Below are 18,531 nucleotides of genomic sequence, written 5' to 3'. Positions count from 1 at the left end.
GGAGTCAGTGCTTTCCGCCGGACTGTTCGTCGTCGCCGGACTCGTAGCCGGAGTCGTCGCCGCTGTCGGGGTCAGCGATACGTTTCTGCTGCTCGATCAACTCGCTCACGTCGGCCTGAACGGCCTTGACGCTGCCGAGACTCTCCAACAGTCCGGCTCTCAGCGCCGATACCGCCAATCCGAGACCCTCGATCGCTTCGGTGAGCGTCCGCACCGTCTTCTCGTCGTCGGGCTCGGTCTTCGTGTAGTAGTCGTCCGGTGCGTCTTTGTCGCCGTTCCAGCCCCTGTACCTCTCATGGTCGCCCAGGTACTCCCCCTTCAGCGCCATGAACTGGTTCTCCACACCGGCCAGGCCGGCGAGCGCTCCCCGTATCCTGCCCAGATCCATGTCATAGGTGTCGTCGCTCATGGCTTTCCTCCGGGGACATCCGGGTCCTCGTGGATCTCGTCGCGCAACCCGTCGCTGGACGGCCTGCCGCCACCCGCTCGCCCACCGCCCTCGAACGCCGACCCGAAGTCGAAGAGCCGGTCCCAGTCGATGCCGATGTCCCGGGACCCCGGGACATCGGGGTTCGCCGCCAACAGCGGGCGGAAGGTGTCCATCACCCGCTGGGTGACCTGCTGACGCCCCCGCTCGGCCGCCTCAAGAACCGAGGCGGCCAGTTGCGGTCCGGTCATGTTCAGGTACTTGTTGTCCACGAACGTCAGCCCGGCCAGCTCTCCCTGCGGGCCGATGGTGACCTCGACCGCACGGTCCCGCGAACGGGCCTTCACCTTGTTGGCCGCGAGCTCCTGCTCGGCACGGGCGATGGCGGCCTTCGTGGCTTCGAGGTGCGCCCTGGCCTGATGGACGCGCTCCGCGTACGAATCGTTCAACTCGCTCAACGTGTGCTCCTCGGGCTGGTCGGACTGGTCAGGCTGATCGGTTTGGCTGCACGGTTTTCCGGAACGACGGCGCGGCGGGGGCTCATCGGCCGATCACGGCCGGTGAGCCGCCCTCGTCGCTGCCCCACACGTCCTCGTCCTCCGGCACCCACGACTCGCGCTCGCGGTCGTCGGTCTGGGTCGCCACCTGGCCGGGCGCCCCGGCTCCGCCCGCGCCGCCCATCGGCGGCATGAACGGGGTGCCGCCACTGGTGATCACGTTCTCTCGCTCGTCGAGGAGTCCGCCGCCGGGGCGGCCGGGCCTGGGCGCCGCCCGGCGGTTGCTGACCACGTCGTCGCTGTCGATCACGTTGCGGACCCGCTCGGTGGGGCCGCCCTCGCCACCGCCGGCGCCACCACCACCGCGTCCGGGCATCGTTCCGGGGTTGAGGGGCATGCCGCCGCCCCCCGGTGCCCCGGGCTGGTTCTGGTTGCCGAGGTTGGCCGCCGCCTGGTTGTTGCCGTTGCCGTTGCCGTTCTGTTCACCGGGCGACTGATACGGGTCCTTGTCCCACAACTCCTCCTCGTACGAGGACGGGTCGTACAGCGAATGGGAGTTGCCGCCCCCGCCGTTGCCTCCGATGTGGCCGAAGTTGGACCCGGGGGTCTGGTGCTGGAAGTCCGGGAGTGAGTTGCCGCTTCCGTTCAGGTGCCCCGTGATCGACTTGCCGTCCGAGTCGGTGATCGAGGTGGCGCCGGTGTGCGGATCGATCGTGGACGTGCTGCCGTCCGGGTACTCCGTGACGATCTGCCCCTGCGGATCGATGTGCGACCTGCTGCCGTCGGGGTTGTTGAGGACGTTATCGACGTTGAGCGGGCCGGAGCGCGTGTGGCCGTCCGGCGTGGTGATGCTGGAAGTCTGGGTGTCGGGATCGATCGTGGTGGTGTGGCCGTCCGGGTACTCCGTGACCACCCGGCCGTGGGAGTCAATGTGCGACTCGCTCCCACCGGGGTTGTGCAGTGAGTCATCGCCGTTCACCGGCCCCGTGATCGGGTCGTGCGACAACGGCGGCAAGTTATCGCCGTTCAGCGCGCCGCCAATGCGGTTGAGCGCCTGATCCTGCTGCTTCTGGTACTGCTCTTGCTGCTGCTGGCTGTGCTCCTGCTGCTGCTGATACTGCTGCTGTTCCTGCTGGTACCGCTGCTGCTCCAGCTGCTGCTCCTGCTGGTACCGCTGCTGCTCCTGCTTTTGTTCCTGCTGGTACCGCTGCTGCTCCTGCTGGTACTGCCGTTGCTGCTGTTGTTCCTGCTGCTGGTACTGCTTGTCCTGGTATTCCTGCTGCCGCTGCTGGTACTCCTCCTGCTTCTTCTGCTGCTCCTCCTGTTGCTGCTCCTGCCGCTGCTGCTGCTCCTCCTGGTACTGCTGTTGCCGCTGCTGGTACTCCTCCTGCTTCTTCCGCTGCTCCCTCTGGTCGGCCTCGGCCTCCTTCTTCGCCTGTTCCTGCTCTTTCTCGGCTTCCCTCTGCTCCTGTTCCTGCTTCTTCTCCTGCTCTGCCTGCTTGGCCTCGGCCTCCTTCTTCGCCTGCTCCTGCTCCTTCTCAGCCTGGGCCTGCTTCTGCTCCTGCTCCTTCTGGTACTGCTCCTGCTTCTGCTCCTGTTCCGCTTGCTTGGCCTCGGCCTCCTTCTCCTTCTCCTCCTGCTCCTGCTTGGCCTGCCTCTGCTCCTGTTCCTGCTTCTTCTCCTGCTCCGCCTGCTTGGCCTCCGCCTCCTTCTTCGCCTGCTCCTGCTCCTGCTCCGCCTCCTTCTCCTTCTGCTCCTGCTTGGCTTCCTGCTCCTTCTGCTTCTGCTCCTGTTCCTTCTCCGCCTGGGCCTGCTTCTGCTCCTGCTCCTGCTGCTCCTGCTCCTGCTTCTTCTTCGCCCGATCCTGCTCGGCCTTCTGCTGAGCCACTTGGCCAAGTTGAACCTGCTGTTGCTGTCGCTGGTACTCCTCCTGCTTCTTCTGCTGCTCCGCCTGCTTGGCTTCGGCCTCTTTCTCCTTCTGCTCCTGTTCCTTCTCAGCCTCGGCCTGCTTCTGCTCCTGCTCCTTCTCCGCCTGGGCCTGCTTCTTCTCCTGCTCCGCCTGCTTGGCCTCGGCCTCCTTCTTCGCCTGCTCCTGCTCCTGCTTGGCCTCCTTCTCCTTCTGTTCCTGCTTGGCTTCCTGCTCCTTCTGCTTCTGTTCCTGTTCCTTCTCCGCCTGGGCCTGCTTCTGCTCCTGCTCCTTCTCCTTCGCCGCCTGCTTCTGCTCGGCCTCCTTCTCTTTCTGCTCCTGCCCCTCCTTCGCCTCGGCCTGCTTGGCCTCTTGCTCCTTCAGGTACTTCTCCTGCTTGGCCTCGGCCTCGGCCTGCTTCTTCTCCTGGTCCTTCTCCTTCCGATCAGCCTCGGCCTCAGCCTTCTTCTCCTTCTCTTCCTGCTCCTTCCGGTACTTCTCCTCCTTCTCCTCCTGCTCCTTCCGATACCCGTCCGCCTCCGCCTTGGCCTTCTTCTCCTTCTCTTCCTGCTCCTTCCGGTACTTCTCTTCCTTCTCCTCCTGCTCCTTCCGATACCCGTCCGCCTCCGCCTTGGCCTTCTTCTCCTTCTCTTCCTGCTCCTTCCGGTACTTCTCCTCCTTCTCCTCCTGCTCCTTCCGGTACTTCTCCTCCTTCTTCTCCGCTTCCTCCTTCTCCTTGTCGGCCTTGTCCTTCTCGTAATCCTGGGACAGGCTGTCGCCGCTCGACGTCTTGACGGTTCCGACGTCGAAGACCGAGGGGCTCCACGCGTCGTGCACCGTCTTGAGCGCGATGTCGGCGTTGTCGATCAGGTTTTCCTTGACGGAGTCCTTCCACCGCTCGATCGCCGCCTCGCCGACCGCCTTCCAGGTCTCCAAACTGCTCAGCGGTCCATAGTTGTGACCCTTTTTGTCGATGGCATCCTGGCGGAAATGTTCGGTGGCGTGATAGGTGGTTCTCGTTCCACCCCTGGCAACGGTATGCACTTTGTACGTGATGTTCGAGATGTTGGTGTCCCATACGTGGTCCACGATCTCCGACAGCAGGTCGGAGAGGAAGCTCAGCGGGTTACCGTCCCTTGCTTCCCAGACGGCCCACTCCTGCTGGAGTTTCCGGGCCGCTTTCCGGAACTCGTCACCTGCGATCCGGATGGCATCGCCCGGTACGGAAAACATCGCACCGTTGCGCAGGTCCTCGGCGTAGTCCTCGTACCGCTTGTTCAGCTTGTGGATGAGATCCCAGAAGACGCCGGCCGCCGTGCCCTTCCACGCCTTGTTCTCCTGCATGCCGACCCGCTTGTGCCATTCCTCCAGTTCCGCCTGGCGGTCGACGTAGAACTGGGCGACGCGGTCGAAGGCGTCCGCCGCCCTGCCGAACGACGCGAGATCGACGACACGTTCGGCGGGCACGTCGATTCCGTTCCACTCGAACCCACGCGTACCACCCTCGTTGTCGAGCACGGCCTCAAGGGCCCGGCCCGTTCCATAGGAGTACTGCGTATGCGGACCGGTGTCCCACGTGGTCCCTTCGTCCGACTTCTTGAAGTCGTTGTCGTACCTGGCCTTGTGCTCACCCCCCTCGTACACACCGCCGGAGGGCCTGTCCTTGCCGTTGTGGTTGCCCAAGAGCGTGAATCGGGCCTTGTAATAGGTGATCGTGTCCCCCAAGGCCTCATCGCCGGACTCCTCCTCGTTCCCCGTCTTGTAGAAGGGGATCACGAAGTCCGTGTTGTTCACGTCGCGACCCGCGTTATCGATCCTCCACTGAAGGTCATCCACATCGACGTAGGTGACGCGCTTCTGCTTGGTGATTTCCACCTTCATCAGCGGGATGTCATCGTTGCCCACCCACTCGGAGAACAACTTGTCGATGTGCGGCGCATCGTAACCGGTAAAGAAGTAAATCGCCTTCTGCCAATAATCACTGGCGTTGGAAAACGGCACGGCGGCGCCTCCATCGGGCGGGGGAACGAGGGGGTGTGGTTACTGCGGTGCTCAGCCGGGGCGGCTACGGCTCACTCGGCGCCATGGTTCTTCACCGTCATTTCTTGTCGTCCTTTCCATCGCCCCCGCCGGAGCCGGACCCTTCGGAGGCCAGGTCGTCGTCCACGTCTTCAAGGGGGTCGAGAATCTTCTCGCCGTCGATCTTGCCCAGGTTGTCACCCTGCGTCTTCAGCAAAGTATTGACGGTTTCCCGCAGATTGTCTTCGATGTCGTCGAAGAGCTTCTGCTGATCCTCGATCATCCCTAGGATCTGGTCGATGAGTTGCTTCAGGGTCTTGTGTATGTGCGACCCGTTGGTCAGCTCCTCCTCTTCGGTCATGGCGCCGATCGTGAGGGGAAGCTTCGTCCCCGAGGGGATGTCCGCGCCCTTCCAGTCATGCGGATTCTCCGACTTGAGGCTGCCCAGCGCGGGAATATCCCCCTTGTCCTTGAGGATCTTCTTCAGCTCCGCCTGGAAGTCATGCACATCGACGTTGATGAAGTGCTCCATCCACGCCTTGTCCAGCTGGATCGGTTCGGCCATCTCACTACCCCTTCTCGTCGGCCGTTGCTCTCCGTGGATGTCCTGTGCCGAAACGGGCGACCGCCCACGTGTGGCAACGCGCAGGCAGTCGCCCGTACCGCACCCGGCCTCAGCGGCCGATCTTCACGTTTTCCCAACTGGACGTGAGATTGCGCTGATTGGTCCGGTAGTTGTCGCCGATGTCGTCGAGCAGTCCAGCGTGGCTCCTGAGGAGCTCCTTCATTTTCTCGACGGCCCGGTGCCATGCCGCCTGCTTGCGGACGTAGACCTCCTGGTCTTCACCTTCCCAGCTGCTGATGAACTTCTGCAGCTCCGTTTCGAGCTGGTTGAGAATCTTCTCGATGTTCTGAGTCTGCAGACGCATGTCCTCAGCTGCGTTGTCGGTGCCCTTGAAGTCGACGTAGATGTGTCCGTCGGAGAAGTCCATTGGCACAGCACGTACCTCTTTTCACTGCGAGGGGATACAGGGGATGCGGGACGGAACGAAACCGGGTGTCCGTTACCGGGGTTCAGCTCAGCCGTGCAGCGCGTCGAAAATCGACTTCGCCTGGGTGTACTCCTGGTCGACGGCGTCCTTCTGCGAACCCTGCGTCAGGTTGTTCGACCGGAGCGTCTCGTTCAGCGTGTCGATGACGTCCATGAGGTTCTTCGAGATGACCTCGGCCTGGTCGTCCCACTGCTGCAACAGGTCCTGGTACTGCTTACCGTCGCTGCCCCCGTAGGCACCGCCCACGTTGAGCTTCGTGTTCTCGACGTCCTGGCGGCAGACCTGGATGTTGCCGAACGCCTCTTCCGTGGCAGAGATTCCGTTGCGGGTTGCGCCCTCTTCTGACCTCGTCAGTCCTGGCATGAGATATCCCTTCGGCTGTTGTTCGCCACCAGGCACGGTGCACTGGCGGCCGGTCAGTTCTCCGTCTCACACTGCGGCGCCGTGGATTTGCTCCGTCCCGCGCTCGCCGCCTGTGGAGTCAAATCCGGGCCGGTTGGCAGCATGGCCAGCAGTGAGGACGGAAGTGCCTGTGCCTCGCCCTCGCTGTATCCCAGCGCCTTCAGGGAATCGGCGGTGGGCAGCCGGTATTTCATTCCGGTGTCCGTCACCAGATAAAGCGTGTTGCCGACCTCGCCGCCGCCCGCGCCCAGCACATGCACCAGTGCGCCTCCGTCCGGCCGCACCGTGATCCGGTTGACCGTCACACACGCCGGTACCAGCCCCTCCGGCGGAGCCTGCGTGGTCGGGCCGAGATCCACGTCGCGGATCAGGGCCACGCTCACCCGCGTACCGTCGCTCCCGGACTCCACTCCGACACACGGTGTCTGTCCGGCATCGAGGTCCACCGGCTCCGGCGGGGTCGCCGGCTGCCGCTTCCCCGTCTCGACCTCCGGCGTGTCCGGGGCCAGATGGCCGCTCAGCGCGTCGGCGCCCAGGCTCGCGGGCGACACCGCCCCGCCCGCGTACGCCTTCTTCCGGGTGTCCGGATCGCCGAGGACCAGCGCCGCGCCGGTGGCGGTCAGCGGGGCAAGGCCCTCCTTGCGCAGCAGGTAGTAGCGGGCGGTGCCACCCGGCGCGGCGACCTTGAAGACCTGGCCGACCCGGGTCCGGAGCCCGCCCAGTTCCGGCCCCTGCCCGCCCCGGCCCGGCACGACCGGCGGGGACAGGTCCGGGCCCGCGGGCAGGGAGTTGAGGAACGCGGCGGAGACCGGCACCGGCTTGGTGGAGCCGTAGCCGAGCGCTTCGGCGGCGTTTGCCTTCTGGTCGAGCCGCAGCCTGCGGCCCTGCCACACCAGGTAGTCGTCCTTGTCGGGCCCGCTCACCAGCAGCCCCTGCCCGGATTTCAGCCCCGCGCCTTCGGCCTTGACGCCCACGGCCACCGTGGTGCCGGTCGCTCCGCTGGTGTTGCCGGAGCACACCTGCCACGGGTCGCCGGTGAGGTTGTCGTTGCCCGGCGGCTCGTCGGGGGCACCGCTGATGCCGACCGGCGCGCCGTGCGGGGTGCCCCGCAGCGACTTGCTCCCGATGGTCATGACCTTCATCTGGTCACCCGCGAGCAGCCGCGCCGAGGTGTGGTTGCGCACCGGTCGCAGCCGTCCGTCCAGGTACAGGTAGCGGGTACCGGTCTCCTTGTTGATGACCAGCGTGCCCGGGTCCCGCCAGGAGCTCTTCGTGCCGGGGCTGAGCAGGCCGAAGACGAACGATCCGGCGCAGAGCAGGATGGCGATGAGGACGCTGATGGTCACGGCCCGGTTGGTCCTGCCCTGCGGGCTCTCCGGGGCGTCGGGGTCCGCGCGCAGCATGGCGGACGTCAGCCGCCCCATGACGAACATGTGCGCCTGGACCTGGTCCCGCTTCGTCTGCATCGGTCACTCCCTTCCGTCTCGGGCCGTCTCGCTCACGCCATCAGCCCGCGCAGCGCGCTGTAGGCGCCGAGCGCCCACAGGACCAGGGGCAGCAGGCTGAGCGCCATCAGGTAGTGCAGGATCTCGGCCGCCCGTCCCCAGTACGGGACGAGGCGCCGCCCCGGTACGGTCCAGGAGACGATGGCGATGACCGCCGTGAGGCCGAGCAGTCCGGCGGCCACCACCGGCCGGCGGTCCGGTGCGTAGGACTCCGCGCCGACGAGGATCAGCAGGAGCAGCCCGGCCGCGCCGGGGAGGGTCAGCGAGAGCCGCTGCCAGGTGTTGCCCAGACCTCGCGCGTGCAGCATCAGCAGCAGCGAGAGCGCCACCACCGTGAGCACCGAGGGGAGGTTGGCGTACCAGGCAAGCGCCCCAAGGCAAGCGGCGCAGGTGGCGCCGACCGCCCCGTACAGCGAACTCATCCAGCCGTCCGCGAGCGCTGTGCGGCCGGCGACCGCCGCGGTCGGGTGCGGTTCGATGCCCTCCTGGAGTTGCTGGGCGTTGGTCGGCAGCGGTGGCACCTTCAGCCCCGACATCCGGAAGGACAGCGAGGGGACGAACGCGCCCAGCACCACCGCTGCCAGGGCGATGATCCCGGCGACATGGTGCGGCGCCAGGTCCGCGGTGATCATGAGGGTCCCGGTGATGGCGCCGAACACTGTGACCACGCCGATGCCCAGGAAGAGCGCGGCGTACGCGGCCACGGCGGCGAGTACGACGATCGCGCCGCCCGCGCCCGCCGCGCAGGAGGCCAACAGCCGCGAGCCGACCACCTCGTTGGCATGCGCGCCGGTGATGTCGCCGCCGGGCAGCAGCCATCCGGCGAACGCCAGGTAGGGCGCGGCCATGAAGCCGAGCGTGGCGCCCGCTCCGGCGTCGCCGACCGCGCGGCTCGCCGACCCCGCGCCCGCGACCAGCAGCAGTCCGGTCACGGCGGCGCACAGGGCGCGCACCCCCACGGAGCCGCCTGGCAGGGCGAGCACCACGAGCCCGGCGGTGAGCACGGTCACCGCGAGGCCGAGCAGCAGCCGCCGGCTCGCCTCGGGGGTCCAACCGTAGGGGCGGGACCGCATGGTGTCGGAGATGCCGGCCACGAGGTCGTCGAGGTGGGCCTCGGGCAGCGCCTCGGTGCGCGGCCGGAGGTAGAGCGTTTCGCCGTCGCGCAGATCGTACGAGTCGAGGGTGCGCTCCTCGTCCATCGGCCCGCCGCCGAGGCGCTGCAGCACCCAGCCGCCGTGGTCGATGCCGGTCTCGCCGAGGTCCTCGCCGCCGTAGCCGAGGACGGCGGGCAGCAAGTCGGCCACGGGGACATCGGAGGGCACCGCCAGATCGACGCTCTTGGCGGGCGCGCGAACGGTCAGCCGACACAGGTCGGCAACCTGAGTGTCAGTCATCTGGTCGGTTCACGCTCCTCCGGGGTATTCCGTCGAAGGAAATCGTGTCGCGAAATGACAGAATGACACTGAAACTCCGGCCGGAAACTGTCTCGGTAGCGAAACGGGCTGGACCTGCATTCCAGTAGGACATGACTCCGTCCGCTCACCTGGGCAATGCACTTACCTTTCGGCAAAGTACACACCTTCCATGGGGTACACAAGTAAAGAGACCGAAGGACAGCGTGTCACTAAATGACAGAATGTCACTGGAGTTCATTGAGGCAATAGCAGCGAAACTCCAGGCGTAAGCTCTCGCGGTGGCGAAAAAGGCTCGACCTGCATTTCAATAGGCCATGGTTTCGTCCGCACCGCGCCCGTAAGGAGACCGTTCGTTGAGTGTGGTCCTGTTCCGCAGGCCGGCCCGCCGCCGTGGCCCGGACATGCCCGAGGGCGAGCTGAACCTCCAGGAGCCGCCCACGCTGCCCGAGGTGGTGCCCGACAGTTCCGCCGTGTGGACGTATCTGCCGATGGCGCTGATGTCGGTGTCGATGATGCTGATGTTCATGCGGCCGGGCATGAGCCGTTCGTCCGGAAGCCACTTCATGTACCTGGCCGTCGGCATGATGGTGCTGGCCTCCGGCGCCATGATGCTCGGCCAGATGATGCGCAAGGTCAGTGAGCGCAAGCAGCGGCTCAAAGGCGAGCGCCGCGACTACCTGCGCTATCTCACGCAGATCCGGCGCAAGGTGCGCACCGCGGTCGCCGACCAGAAGAAGGCGCTGGCCTGGCGCCACCCGGACCCCGCGGCCCTGTGGGCACTGGTGGGCACCACCCGGCTGTGGGAACGCCGCCCGCAGGACGAGGACTTCGGCGAGGTCCGGGTGGCCGTCGGCGAGCAGAAGCTCGGCCTGCGGCTGACGCCGAAGGCCACCACGCCGGTGGAGGACCTGGAGCCACTGGCCGCGCACGCCCTGCGCAGCTTCATCCGGGCGTACTCCACCGTGCCAGAACAGCCCATCGCCATCTACCTGCGGTCCTGGGCGCGGGTGCTGTTCCGCGGCGACGAGGAGCGGATACGTTCCGTCGCCCGCGCCATGATCGCCCAGTTGGTGACCTTCCACGCGCCCGACGACATATGGGTGGCGCTGTGCGTGTCCGACGAGCGGCGGGCGGACTGGGAATGGGTGAAGTGGCTGCCGCACAACCTCCACCCCCAGGAGAGCGACGGCGCGGGCCAGGCCCGCATGTGCGTCTCGGCCTTCAACGAGCTGGAGGACCTGCTCGGCGCCGAGTTCCTGGAGCGGCCGGCCTTCGACCCGGACGCGGCGGCCGGGCGCGAGGAGCCGTTCACCGTGATCGTGGTGGACGGCGGGAGCGTCCCCGGCGGGCACCGGCTGGACGGGCCGGGCTTCCGCAACGCCGTCGTACTGGATCTGAGCGGCGCGCTGACCTGGCGGCCCGGCCGGGTCACGCTCCGCTTCGAGGTGTCCGGGCAGGACTTCACGCTGGTCCGTACCGACCGGGAGCGCAAGGAGCAGCCCACCCGACTCGGCCGCCCCGACCGGTTCGGACCGAGGGGCGTCACCGCGCTGGCCAAGCGGATCGCCCCGTACCGGATGGGTATGGGCAGTGAGGTCGCCGAACCGCTGGCGGCGAATGTGGAGTTGACCACCCTGCTGGGGATCAACGACCTGCGCCGGCACGACCCGGCCACGCTGTGGCAGCGCAACACCGGCTCCGCCCGGCTGCGGGTGCCGATCGCGGTATGCGCCGACGGCACACCGCTGGAGCTGGACATCAAGGAGTCCGCCCAGGGCGGCACGGGGCCGCACGGCATGCTCATCGGCGCCACCGGCTCCGGCAAGAGCGAGCTGCTGCGCACCCTCGTGCTGGCGCTCGCGCTGTCCAACTCCTCCGAAACGCTCAACTTCGTCCTGGTCGACTTCAAGGGCGGCGCCACCTTCCTCGGCCTGGACGAACTGCCGCACACCTCGGCGGTGATCACCAACCTGGCGGGCGAGGCGGCGCTGGTCTCCCGGATGCAGGACGCCCTGCACGGCGAGCTGATGCGGCGGCAGGAGCTGCTGCGGGCGGCGGGCAACTACACCTCCGCGCTGGACTACGAGAAGGCGCGGGCGTCCGGCACCCCGCTGACGCCGCTGCCCAGCCTGTTCATCGTCGTCGACGAGTTCAGTGAACTGCTGGCCGCGCACCGCGAGTTCATGGACCTGTTCGTGATGATCGGGCGGCTCGGGCGGAGCCTCGGCGTGCATCTGCTGCTCGCCTCGCAGCGGCTCGACGAGGGCCGGATGCACCAGCTGGAGAGCCACCTGTCGTACCGCATCGGCCTGCGCACGTTCTCCGCCATGGAGAGCCGTGGCGTGCTCGGCGTGCCCGACGCCTACCAGCTGCCGCCGCGGCCCGGCAGCGGCTATCTGAAGTCCGGTGTGGAGGCGCTGACGCGGTTCCGCGCGGCGTACGTCTCCGGCCCGTACCAGGAGCGGCGGGCCGGCGCGAACCAGGCCCGGGTGGCCAGCCAGACCATGCCGTGGACCTCCGGTTATGTGGTGCCGCGCCAGCTGCCCGACCTGCCCGAGCCGGAGCCCGAGGAGAACTTGGAGGAGACGGGGGACACGCTGCTGTCCGTCGCCGTGGAGCGGCTGCTCACCGCGGGGCCGCCCGCCCACCAGGTGTGGCTGCCACCGCTTGACCTGCCCGCGACCCTCGACCAGGTGCTGCCGCCGCTCACCCCCGACCCCGACCTGGGGCTGACCACCGTCGGCTGGCCGGGGCGGGGGCGGCTGACCGTCCCGATCGGCATCGTGGACAAGCCCTTCGAGCAGTTGCGGGACCTGCTGACGATCGATCTGTCGGGCGTCGGCGGACACGTGGCCATCGCGGGCGGCCCGCAGAGCGGCAAGTCCACCCTGGTGCGCACCATCCTCACCGCGCTCGCGCTCACCCACTCCCCCCGCGAAGTGTCGTTCTTCTGCCTGGACTTCGGCGGCGGCGCGCTGGCGGTCTTGGCGGAGCTGCCGCACATGGCAGGGGTGGCGGCGCGGCTGGACACCGAGCGGGTGGGCCGGACGATCGCGGAGGTCAACTCGCTGCTGGCCGCGCGCGAGCGGTACTTCCTCGACCACGGCATCGACTCCATGGCCACCTACCGGCGCCGCCGGGCCGCCGGGGAGTTCGCGGACCAGCCGTACGGGGACGTGTTCCTGGTCATCGACGGCTGGTCGACGGTGCGGCAGGACTTCGACCAGCATATCCAGACGTTCAACTCGATGGCCGCCCGCGGCCTCAACTACGGCATCCACCTGATCGTCACCACCGCCCGCTGGGTGGAGCTGTCCGCGGGCGTGCGCGACCAGGCCGGCACCCATCTGGAGCTGCGGATGGGCGACTCGATGGACTCCGAGATCAACAGCCGCCGCGCGGCCACCGTGCCGCGGCTGCCGGGCCGCGGTCTGACCCGGGACGGCATGCTGCACTACCTCTCCGCACTGCCCCGCATCGACGGCGTGGAGAGCGCGGAGGACCTTGCGGACGGGGTCGCCGGCCTGGTCGCGGCGGTCAAGGAGAGCTGGCCGGGGCCGCGGACCCCGCAGGTGCGGATGTTGCCGACCAAACTGCCGGTCTCCCAGCTCCCGCCGCCCGAGGGCGATCTGCGGATGCCGATCGGCCTGGAGGAGAGCGAACTGTCCACGGTGTGGCACGACTTCAGTGAGACCCCGCACATGATCGTCGTCGGCGACACCGAGAGCGGCAAGACCAACATGCTGCGGCTGACGGCCAAGGCGATCATGGAACGGTATACGCCTGCCGAGGCACGGATCATGGTCGTGGATTACCGCCGCACCCTGGTGGAGGCCATCCCCGACGAGTACCGCCTCGGCCACGCGGTATCCGTCGACGCGCTGCGCGACATGATCGGCGGGGCGGCCCCGGCGGTCAAGGAGCGGGTGCCGGGCCCGGACATCGCCCCGGGCCGGATGAAGCTGTGCGACTGGTGGACGGGCCCTCGGCTGTTCATCCTGGTCGACGACTACGACATGGTGGGCGGCGATTCGATGAACGCGCCGTTCGACCCGCTGCTGGCGCACCTCGCGCTCGGCTACGAGGTCGGGCTGCATCTGGTCGTGGCCCGCTCCGCGGCGGGCGCCTCGCGCGGCCTCAACGACCGCCTGCTGCGGCGGATGCTGGAGGTCAACACCCCCGGTCTGCTGCTGTCCTGCCCGCCGGCGGAAGGCTACCTCTTCGGCAATGTCAAGGGCCGGGTGCTGGCGGCGGGACGGGCCACGCGTATCGCCCGTCACAAGACGACACAGGTGCAGACGGCGCTCGTGGACGACGGGCCGGCGACATGACGCGCCGATGCCGGAAAACGGCCCGCTCCCCCCGGACATATTCACCTTCCCGCGGGGCCTCGGCCGCCCGCCCGGGATATTCGGGCGGGGCGGCTGCCCGGATTACCGCGGAGGCTGCCCGAATGGAAGCGAGGGTCCGCCCGTACGGGCGGCGTTCCTCACGAACTCCCGGCCGCCGCAGGCTCGGTGGGCTCCGCGGGCGCTGTGGGCTCCCCGTCCCGCGCGCCCCCCGGACGCCAGCCCCGGGCCCGGCCGCGGGGGATCAGCACGGCCCCCGCGGCCACCAGCAGCACCAGGCCGCCGGCCGCGCCCACGATGATCAGGGCGCGCTGGCGCGGCTCGGCGGAGGCGGCCGGGGGGACGTGTGCGGCCGCCGGCTTCGGGGTGGCGCCCTGCTTGTCGGTGAGCAGCGAACTCACCGCCGCGTACGGGTCCACCCGTGGCGTGTCCGACGGATAGGCGGCCACCGTCAGCTGCCGTGCGACCTCGGCCGCGGACATCTCCGGGTACCGGGCCCGTACCAGCGCCGCCGCCCCCGCGACATGCGCCGCGGCCAGCGAGGAGCCCGAACCGATGTAGTGGCCCGAGCCCTTGGGCCCGACGCTGACCACCGCGTCACCCGGCGCCGCCAGGTCCGCACCGTCCAGCGCGGGCGCGCTGTCTGGGCGCTTGCCGTCCGGGCCGTAGTCGATGACCGAGAGCACACCCGGCGCGGACGCGGGCCAGTACCAGGGCGCGGGCTCGACCGTCCCGCCCGTGTTCCGGTCCCTGGGGAGGAAGTCCGGGCCGACCGGCGCGACCACCAGCGCGTCGTGCTCGGCCGCGTACGCCGCGGCCTTGGTCAGTTCAGCCTTCCCCGTCGCCAGCACCCGCCCGACGTAGATGACCTCGGCGCCCTTGTCGACCGCGGTGCGGATGGCCGCCGCGAGGGTCGCGGCGGTGGTCTCGCCGCGCGGCTGCGCCCCGCGCACCGCCAGGATCCGCGCCCCGGGCGCGACCCCCGCCACGCCCACGCCCTTGCCGGGCGCCGCCGCGATCAGGCCCGCCGCGAAACTGCCGTGGCCCACGCAGTCCTCGCCCGCGTCACCGACCGCGGTGACCCGGCCGGACAGCGCCGGGATGTCCGTACCGACGCCGGAGTCGACCACGGCGACGGTCACCCCGGCGCCCTGGGACAGCTCCCAGGCCCGGCCGAGCCCGAGCGTGGCCCGGGACCAGGTGGCGTCCTCGGCCTTCTTGGTGGACGCCTTCGCACACGGGGCGTCGGACGCCAGCACGGAGGTGACGGCGGGCAGTTCCACCGAGTCCGCGGTGGCGGGGGTAGCCCCCGTGGCGAGCGGAGCCGTGGCCAGCGCGGCGGCGGCGACCGCCCGCGCCACCGGATGACGGTGAGTAAGAACACGTCGCATGGCGCGCATGATACGTGGCTCGGGGACAACCCACCCCAAGGTGGTCGATTTACCCATATATCGTGGTGCGACAGGCACCACAACAAGGAGGTCTCAGCGTGTCACGGCAGTTGCTCACGGTCGGCCCGGACCAGACGGAAGACTTCCGGACGATCGGCGAGGCCCTGGCGAAGGCGCGTACGGGAGCGGTCATCCGCGTCAAGCCCGGCCGCTACCGCGAGAACCTCACGGTCAGGACCCGGCTCACCATCGTCGCCGACGGCGACCGCGGCAGCGTGGAGATCTGCCCGCCGCGCGGCACCGCCGTGGTGCTCGTCGCGGACGCAGTGATGCTCACCGACCTGATGCTGCGCGGCGGCAGCGAGGACCTGCCGGTGGTGGACGCGCCGCGCGGCCAGGTCGCCATGGACGGCTGCACCGTCGTCGGCTCCGGCTGGACGGCGCTCCTGGCCCGCGAGAACGGCTCGCTGGCCATGCGCGGCTGCCGGGTCTCCAACCCCGAGGGCGCGGGCGTCGTGGACACCGCCCCCACCGGCAGCGTCATCGACGACTGCCTGATCGAGCACCTGGGCACCTCCGCGGTCGTCCTCAGCGAACAGGCCCGCACCACCGTGCGCGGCTGCCGGATGCGCGACGCCAAGGGCAACGGCCTGCTCGCCAACGGCGAGGCGCAGGGCCGGGTCGAGAACTGCGACATCTCCGGCACCGAGAAGCCAGCCGTTGCCCTGGAGGGCCGGTGCGCCACGCATGTGGCGCGCACCCACGTACACGACACCTCCGTCGGCGTCTACGTCACCAGTGCCGCCCGGCCGGTGCTGGAAGAGGTCACCGTCAGCGACACCACAGGACCCGGCATCGTGCTCGCCCAGGGTGCCGACCCGGAGCTGCTGCGCTGCCGCACCGCGCGTACCAAGGGCAACGGCCTCGCGGTCACCGAGCGTTCCCGGGGCACGTTCCAGGACTGCGCGTTCGACGCCGCGGCCTCCTCCGCGATCCGCGTCGTCGCCTCCAGCGCCCCGCTGCTCTCCGACACCACCGTGCGCGACTGTGCCGACGCGACGGCGGCCGTCCTGCTGTCCGAGGACGCCTCGGCCGAGTTCGACCGCCTGGAGGTGGTGGACGCCGCCGGTGTCGCCGTCTCCATCCGCACCGGGGCCAACCCGCTGCTGCGCAACGCCCGTCTCCTCGCGCCCGGCGGCCACGGCGTGGAGGTCACCGAGGACGGCCGCGGGCGTCTGGAGGACTGTACGGTCGAGCGCTCCCAAGGGGCGGGCATCCGCGCTGTCAACGGCGGCGCCCCCGAGGTCACCGGCACCGTGCTGCGCTCGACGGTCCAGGCCGCCGTCTGGGTCGGCATGGGCGGCCGCTCCACCGTGCGGGACTGCCAGATCCACGCGTCCACCGCTGCGGGGCTCCACGCGGAGAGCGGCGCCGAACTCTCCGCCACCCGCACCCAGGTGACCGAGGCCGGGGCGCACGGTGTGCTCGTGGCCAACGGCGGCCGGGCCGAGCTCGACGCCTGCCAGATCAGCGGCAGCGTCGGCGACGGCATCCGCGTCGACAGCTCCGAGCAGGTCACCCTCACCGACTGCGCCGTACGCGACAACCGCGGCGCGGGCCTGAAGCAGACCCGCGCGACCGAACGCCTCACCGTCCAGGGCCTGAACAGCAGCGGGAACGCCACCCCCGACGCCTGGGGCGAGACCGCCGGGGACCTGGCCCAGGAGGGCAAGGCCGCCGCCCGCCCCGGCGAGAAGAAGCCCGAAGGCCCGCTGGCGGAGCTGGAGTCGCTGATCGGCCTCGCCGACGTCAAGCACCAGGTGCGCACCCTGGTCAACCTCAACCAGCTCGCGCAGCGCCGGGCCAGCCTCGGCATGCCCGTCCCGCCGATGAGCCGCCACCTGGTCTTCTCCGGTCCGCCCGGCACCGGCAAGACCACCGTGGCCCGGCTCTACGGCGGCATCCTGGCCGAACTCGGCCTGCTGCGCTCCGGGCATCTGGTGGAGGTCTCCCGCGCCGATCTGGTCGCCCAGATCATCGGCGGTACGGCCATCAAGACCACCGAGGCGTTCAACGAGGCGCTCGGTGGTGTGCTGTTCATCGACGAGGCGTACACGCTGCTGTCCGACGGCAAGGGCTCCGGCGCCGACTTCGGCAAGGAGGCCATCGACACGCTGCTGAAGCTGATGGAGGACCACCGCGACGAGGTCGTCGTCATCGCCGCCGGATACACCGACCACATGGGCTCGTTCCTCGCCTCCAACCCGGGCCTGGCCTCCCGCTTCACCCGCACCATCGAGTTCGCCAACTACTCGGTCGAGGAGCTGGTGACCATCACCGAGAGCATGTGCGCGGCGCACCGCTACGAGCTGGCCCCGAGCACCCTGGACGCTCTCGACCGGCACTATGAACGGATGCCGCGCGACGCCACGTTCGGCAACGGCCGCGCGGCCCGCCAGGTCTTCGAGGAGATGATCGACCGGCAGGCGTTCCGGCTCGGCTCCATGGTCAACCCCGCCGAGGCCGACCTCTCTCTGCTGCTGCCCGAGGACATCGCGGACGAGTCGGCGGCGGGCGCGGGCGGCGGCCGCAGCCCCGAGGAACTGCTCGCCGACCTCGACGCCATGATCGGCCTGCAGGCCGTCAAGCGCGAGGTCACCGACCTGGTCAACCTGCTGTCGGCCACCAAGCGGCGGCAGGCCGCCGGCCTGCCCACCCCGAAAATCAGCCACCACCTGGTCTTCTCGGGCCCGCCCGGCACCGGCAAGACCACCGTGGCCCGGCTCTACGCCGACCTGCTGCTCTCCCTGGGCGTGCTGGCCACCGGCCAGTTGGTGGAGGTGGCCCGCGCCGACCTGGTCGGCCGCTACGTGGGCCACACCGCACAGCTCACCAAGGAGGTTTTCGAACGCGCCCTGGGCGGCGTGCTGTTCATCGACGAGGCGTACACCCTCACCCCCGAGGGCGCCGGCTCCGACTTCGGCCGCGAGGCCGTCGACACACTGCTGAAGCTGATGGAGGACCACCGCGACGAGGTCGTCGTCATCGTCGCGGGATACACCGAGGAGATGGCCCGCTTCCTCGCCTCCAACCCGGGCCTGGCCTCGCGCTTCTCCCGCTCGGTGGACTTCGAGCACTACTCCACGGACGAACTGGTCGAGATCATGAGCCGCCACGCCACGGCCTCCGGCTACGACTGCGCACCCGAGACCGTCGAGGCGCTGCTCCAGTACGTGGCCGGACTGCCGCGCGACCGCTCGTTCGGCAACGCCCGCACGGCCCGCCAGATTCTGGAGGCGATGATGACCCGGCAGGCCCGGCGGATCGGCCCGATGGCCGCACCGGGCCTGGACGACCTACGGCTGCTGCTGCCGGACGACCTCCCGACGGACACGCGGCAACCGGCGGGCTGACGGCGGGGGCCGCCCCGGTCAGCCGATGGGGCCGCCCACGGCCCCGCCGATGGTGCAGCCGACCATCCCAGCCGTTACGAAGAACCGGCAATTGGATACGCTGGGCCGGAAAATGAGCCTTGACCAGGAGAGTTCCAGCGAGCCTGGAATGCGGG

Annotated in this window: 11 protein-coding genes; 2 read left to right on the top strand and 9 right to left on the bottom strand. The window is 69.1% G+C overall.

Going from position 1 to position 18,531, the window contains the following annotated elements; all coding sequences use genetic code 11:
• Positions 1–4 precede the first annotated feature (4 nt).
• The 8 genes from ACH4U7_RS11150 to eccD form a co-directional block, all read right to left on the bottom strand.
• The gene (locus ACH4U7_RS11150) at positions 5–409 is read right to left on the bottom strand and encodes a hypothetical protein (RefSeq protein WP_398527681.1); all 405 of its coding nucleotides are present in this window, start codon (positions 407–409) and stop codon (positions 5–7) included.
• Entirely contained in the window at positions 406–885 is a 480-nt protein-coding gene (locus ACH4U7_RS11145) for a YbaB/EbfC family nucleoid-associated protein (protein ID WP_319686589.1), read from the bottom strand. Before ACH4U7_RS11145 ends, ACH4U7_RS11150 begins: the two co-directional genes overlap by 4 nt.
• An 82-nt stretch (positions 886–967) precedes the next feature.
• On the bottom strand, positions 968–4,831 hold the full coding sequence (locus tag ACH4U7_RS11140) for an AAWKG family protein (RefSeq protein WP_398527680.1): 3,864 nt from the start codon (positions 4,829–4,831) through the stop codon (positions 968–970).
• Positions 4,832–4,928: 97 nt separating this feature from the next.
• A complete protein-coding gene (locus ACH4U7_RS11135; protein WP_398527679.1) occupies positions 4,929–5,414 on the bottom strand; it encodes a type VII secretion system-associated protein in 486 nt (161 codons plus the stop codon).
• Positions 5,415–5,523: 109 nt separating this feature from the next.
• Entirely contained in the window at positions 5,524–5,841 is a 318-nt protein-coding gene (locus tag ACH4U7_RS11130; RefSeq protein ID WP_319686592.1) for a WXG100 family type VII secretion target, read from the bottom strand.
• 87 nt (positions 5,842–5,928) lie between these two features.
• Positions 5,929–6,264 (bottom strand): hypothetical protein, encoded by a 336-nt coding sequence (locus ACH4U7_RS11125; RefSeq protein ID WP_319686593.1) that lies wholly within the window; start codon positions 6,262–6,264, stop codon positions 5,929–5,931.
• 53 nt (positions 6,265–6,317) lie between these two features.
• Positions 6,318–7,769 carry a type VII secretion protein EccB gene (eccB, locus tag ACH4U7_RS11120; RefSeq protein WP_398527678.1) on the bottom strand — a complete coding sequence of 484 codons (1,452 nt, stop codon included), beginning with the start codon at positions 7,767–7,769 and terminating at the stop codon, positions 6,318–6,320.
• A 32-nt stretch (positions 7,770–7,801) separates the two neighbouring features.
• Positions 7,802–9,202: a type VII secretion integral membrane protein EccD gene (gene eccD / locus ACH4U7_RS11115; RefSeq protein WP_398527677.1), complete on the bottom strand. Its 1,401-nt coding sequence runs from the start codon at positions 9,200–9,202 to the stop codon at positions 7,802–7,804.
• 380 nt (positions 9,203–9,582) lie between these two features.
• On the opposite strand from eccD, the gene eccCa reads away from it, so the two are divergent.
• The gene (gene eccCa, locus ACH4U7_RS11110) at positions 9,583–13,554 is read left to right on the top strand and encodes a type VII secretion protein EccCa (RefSeq protein ID WP_398527986.1); all 3,972 of its coding nucleotides are present in this window, start codon (positions 9,583–9,585) and stop codon (positions 13,552–13,554) included.
• A 158-nt stretch (positions 13,555–13,712) separates the two neighbouring features.
• Here the strand turns inward: eccCa and ACH4U7_RS11105 are convergent, their stop codons facing one another.
• Complete coding sequence (locus tag ACH4U7_RS11105; protein ID WP_398527676.1) at positions 13,713–14,963, bottom strand: S8 family serine peptidase; 1,251 nt, start codon at positions 14,961–14,963, stop codon at positions 13,713–13,715.
• A 98-nt stretch (positions 14,964–15,061) separates the two neighbouring features.
• Between ACH4U7_RS11105 and ACH4U7_RS11100 the strand changes: the two genes are divergently transcribed.
• Positions 15,062–18,376 carry a right-handed parallel beta-helix repeat-containing protein gene (locus ACH4U7_RS11100; protein WP_398527675.1) on the top strand — a complete coding sequence of 1,105 codons (3,315 nt, stop codon included), beginning with the start codon at positions 15,062–15,064 and terminating at the stop codon, positions 18,374–18,376.
• Positions 18,377–18,531: the final 155 nt, after the last annotated feature.

It is taken from the genome of Streptomyces sp. NPDC020845, assembly GCF_044334165.1.
Classification (GTDB): domain Bacteria; phylum Actinomycetota; class Actinomycetes; order Streptomycetales; family Streptomycetaceae; genus Streptomyces.
This window is presented reverse-complemented; position numbering and strand designations above follow the sequence as displayed.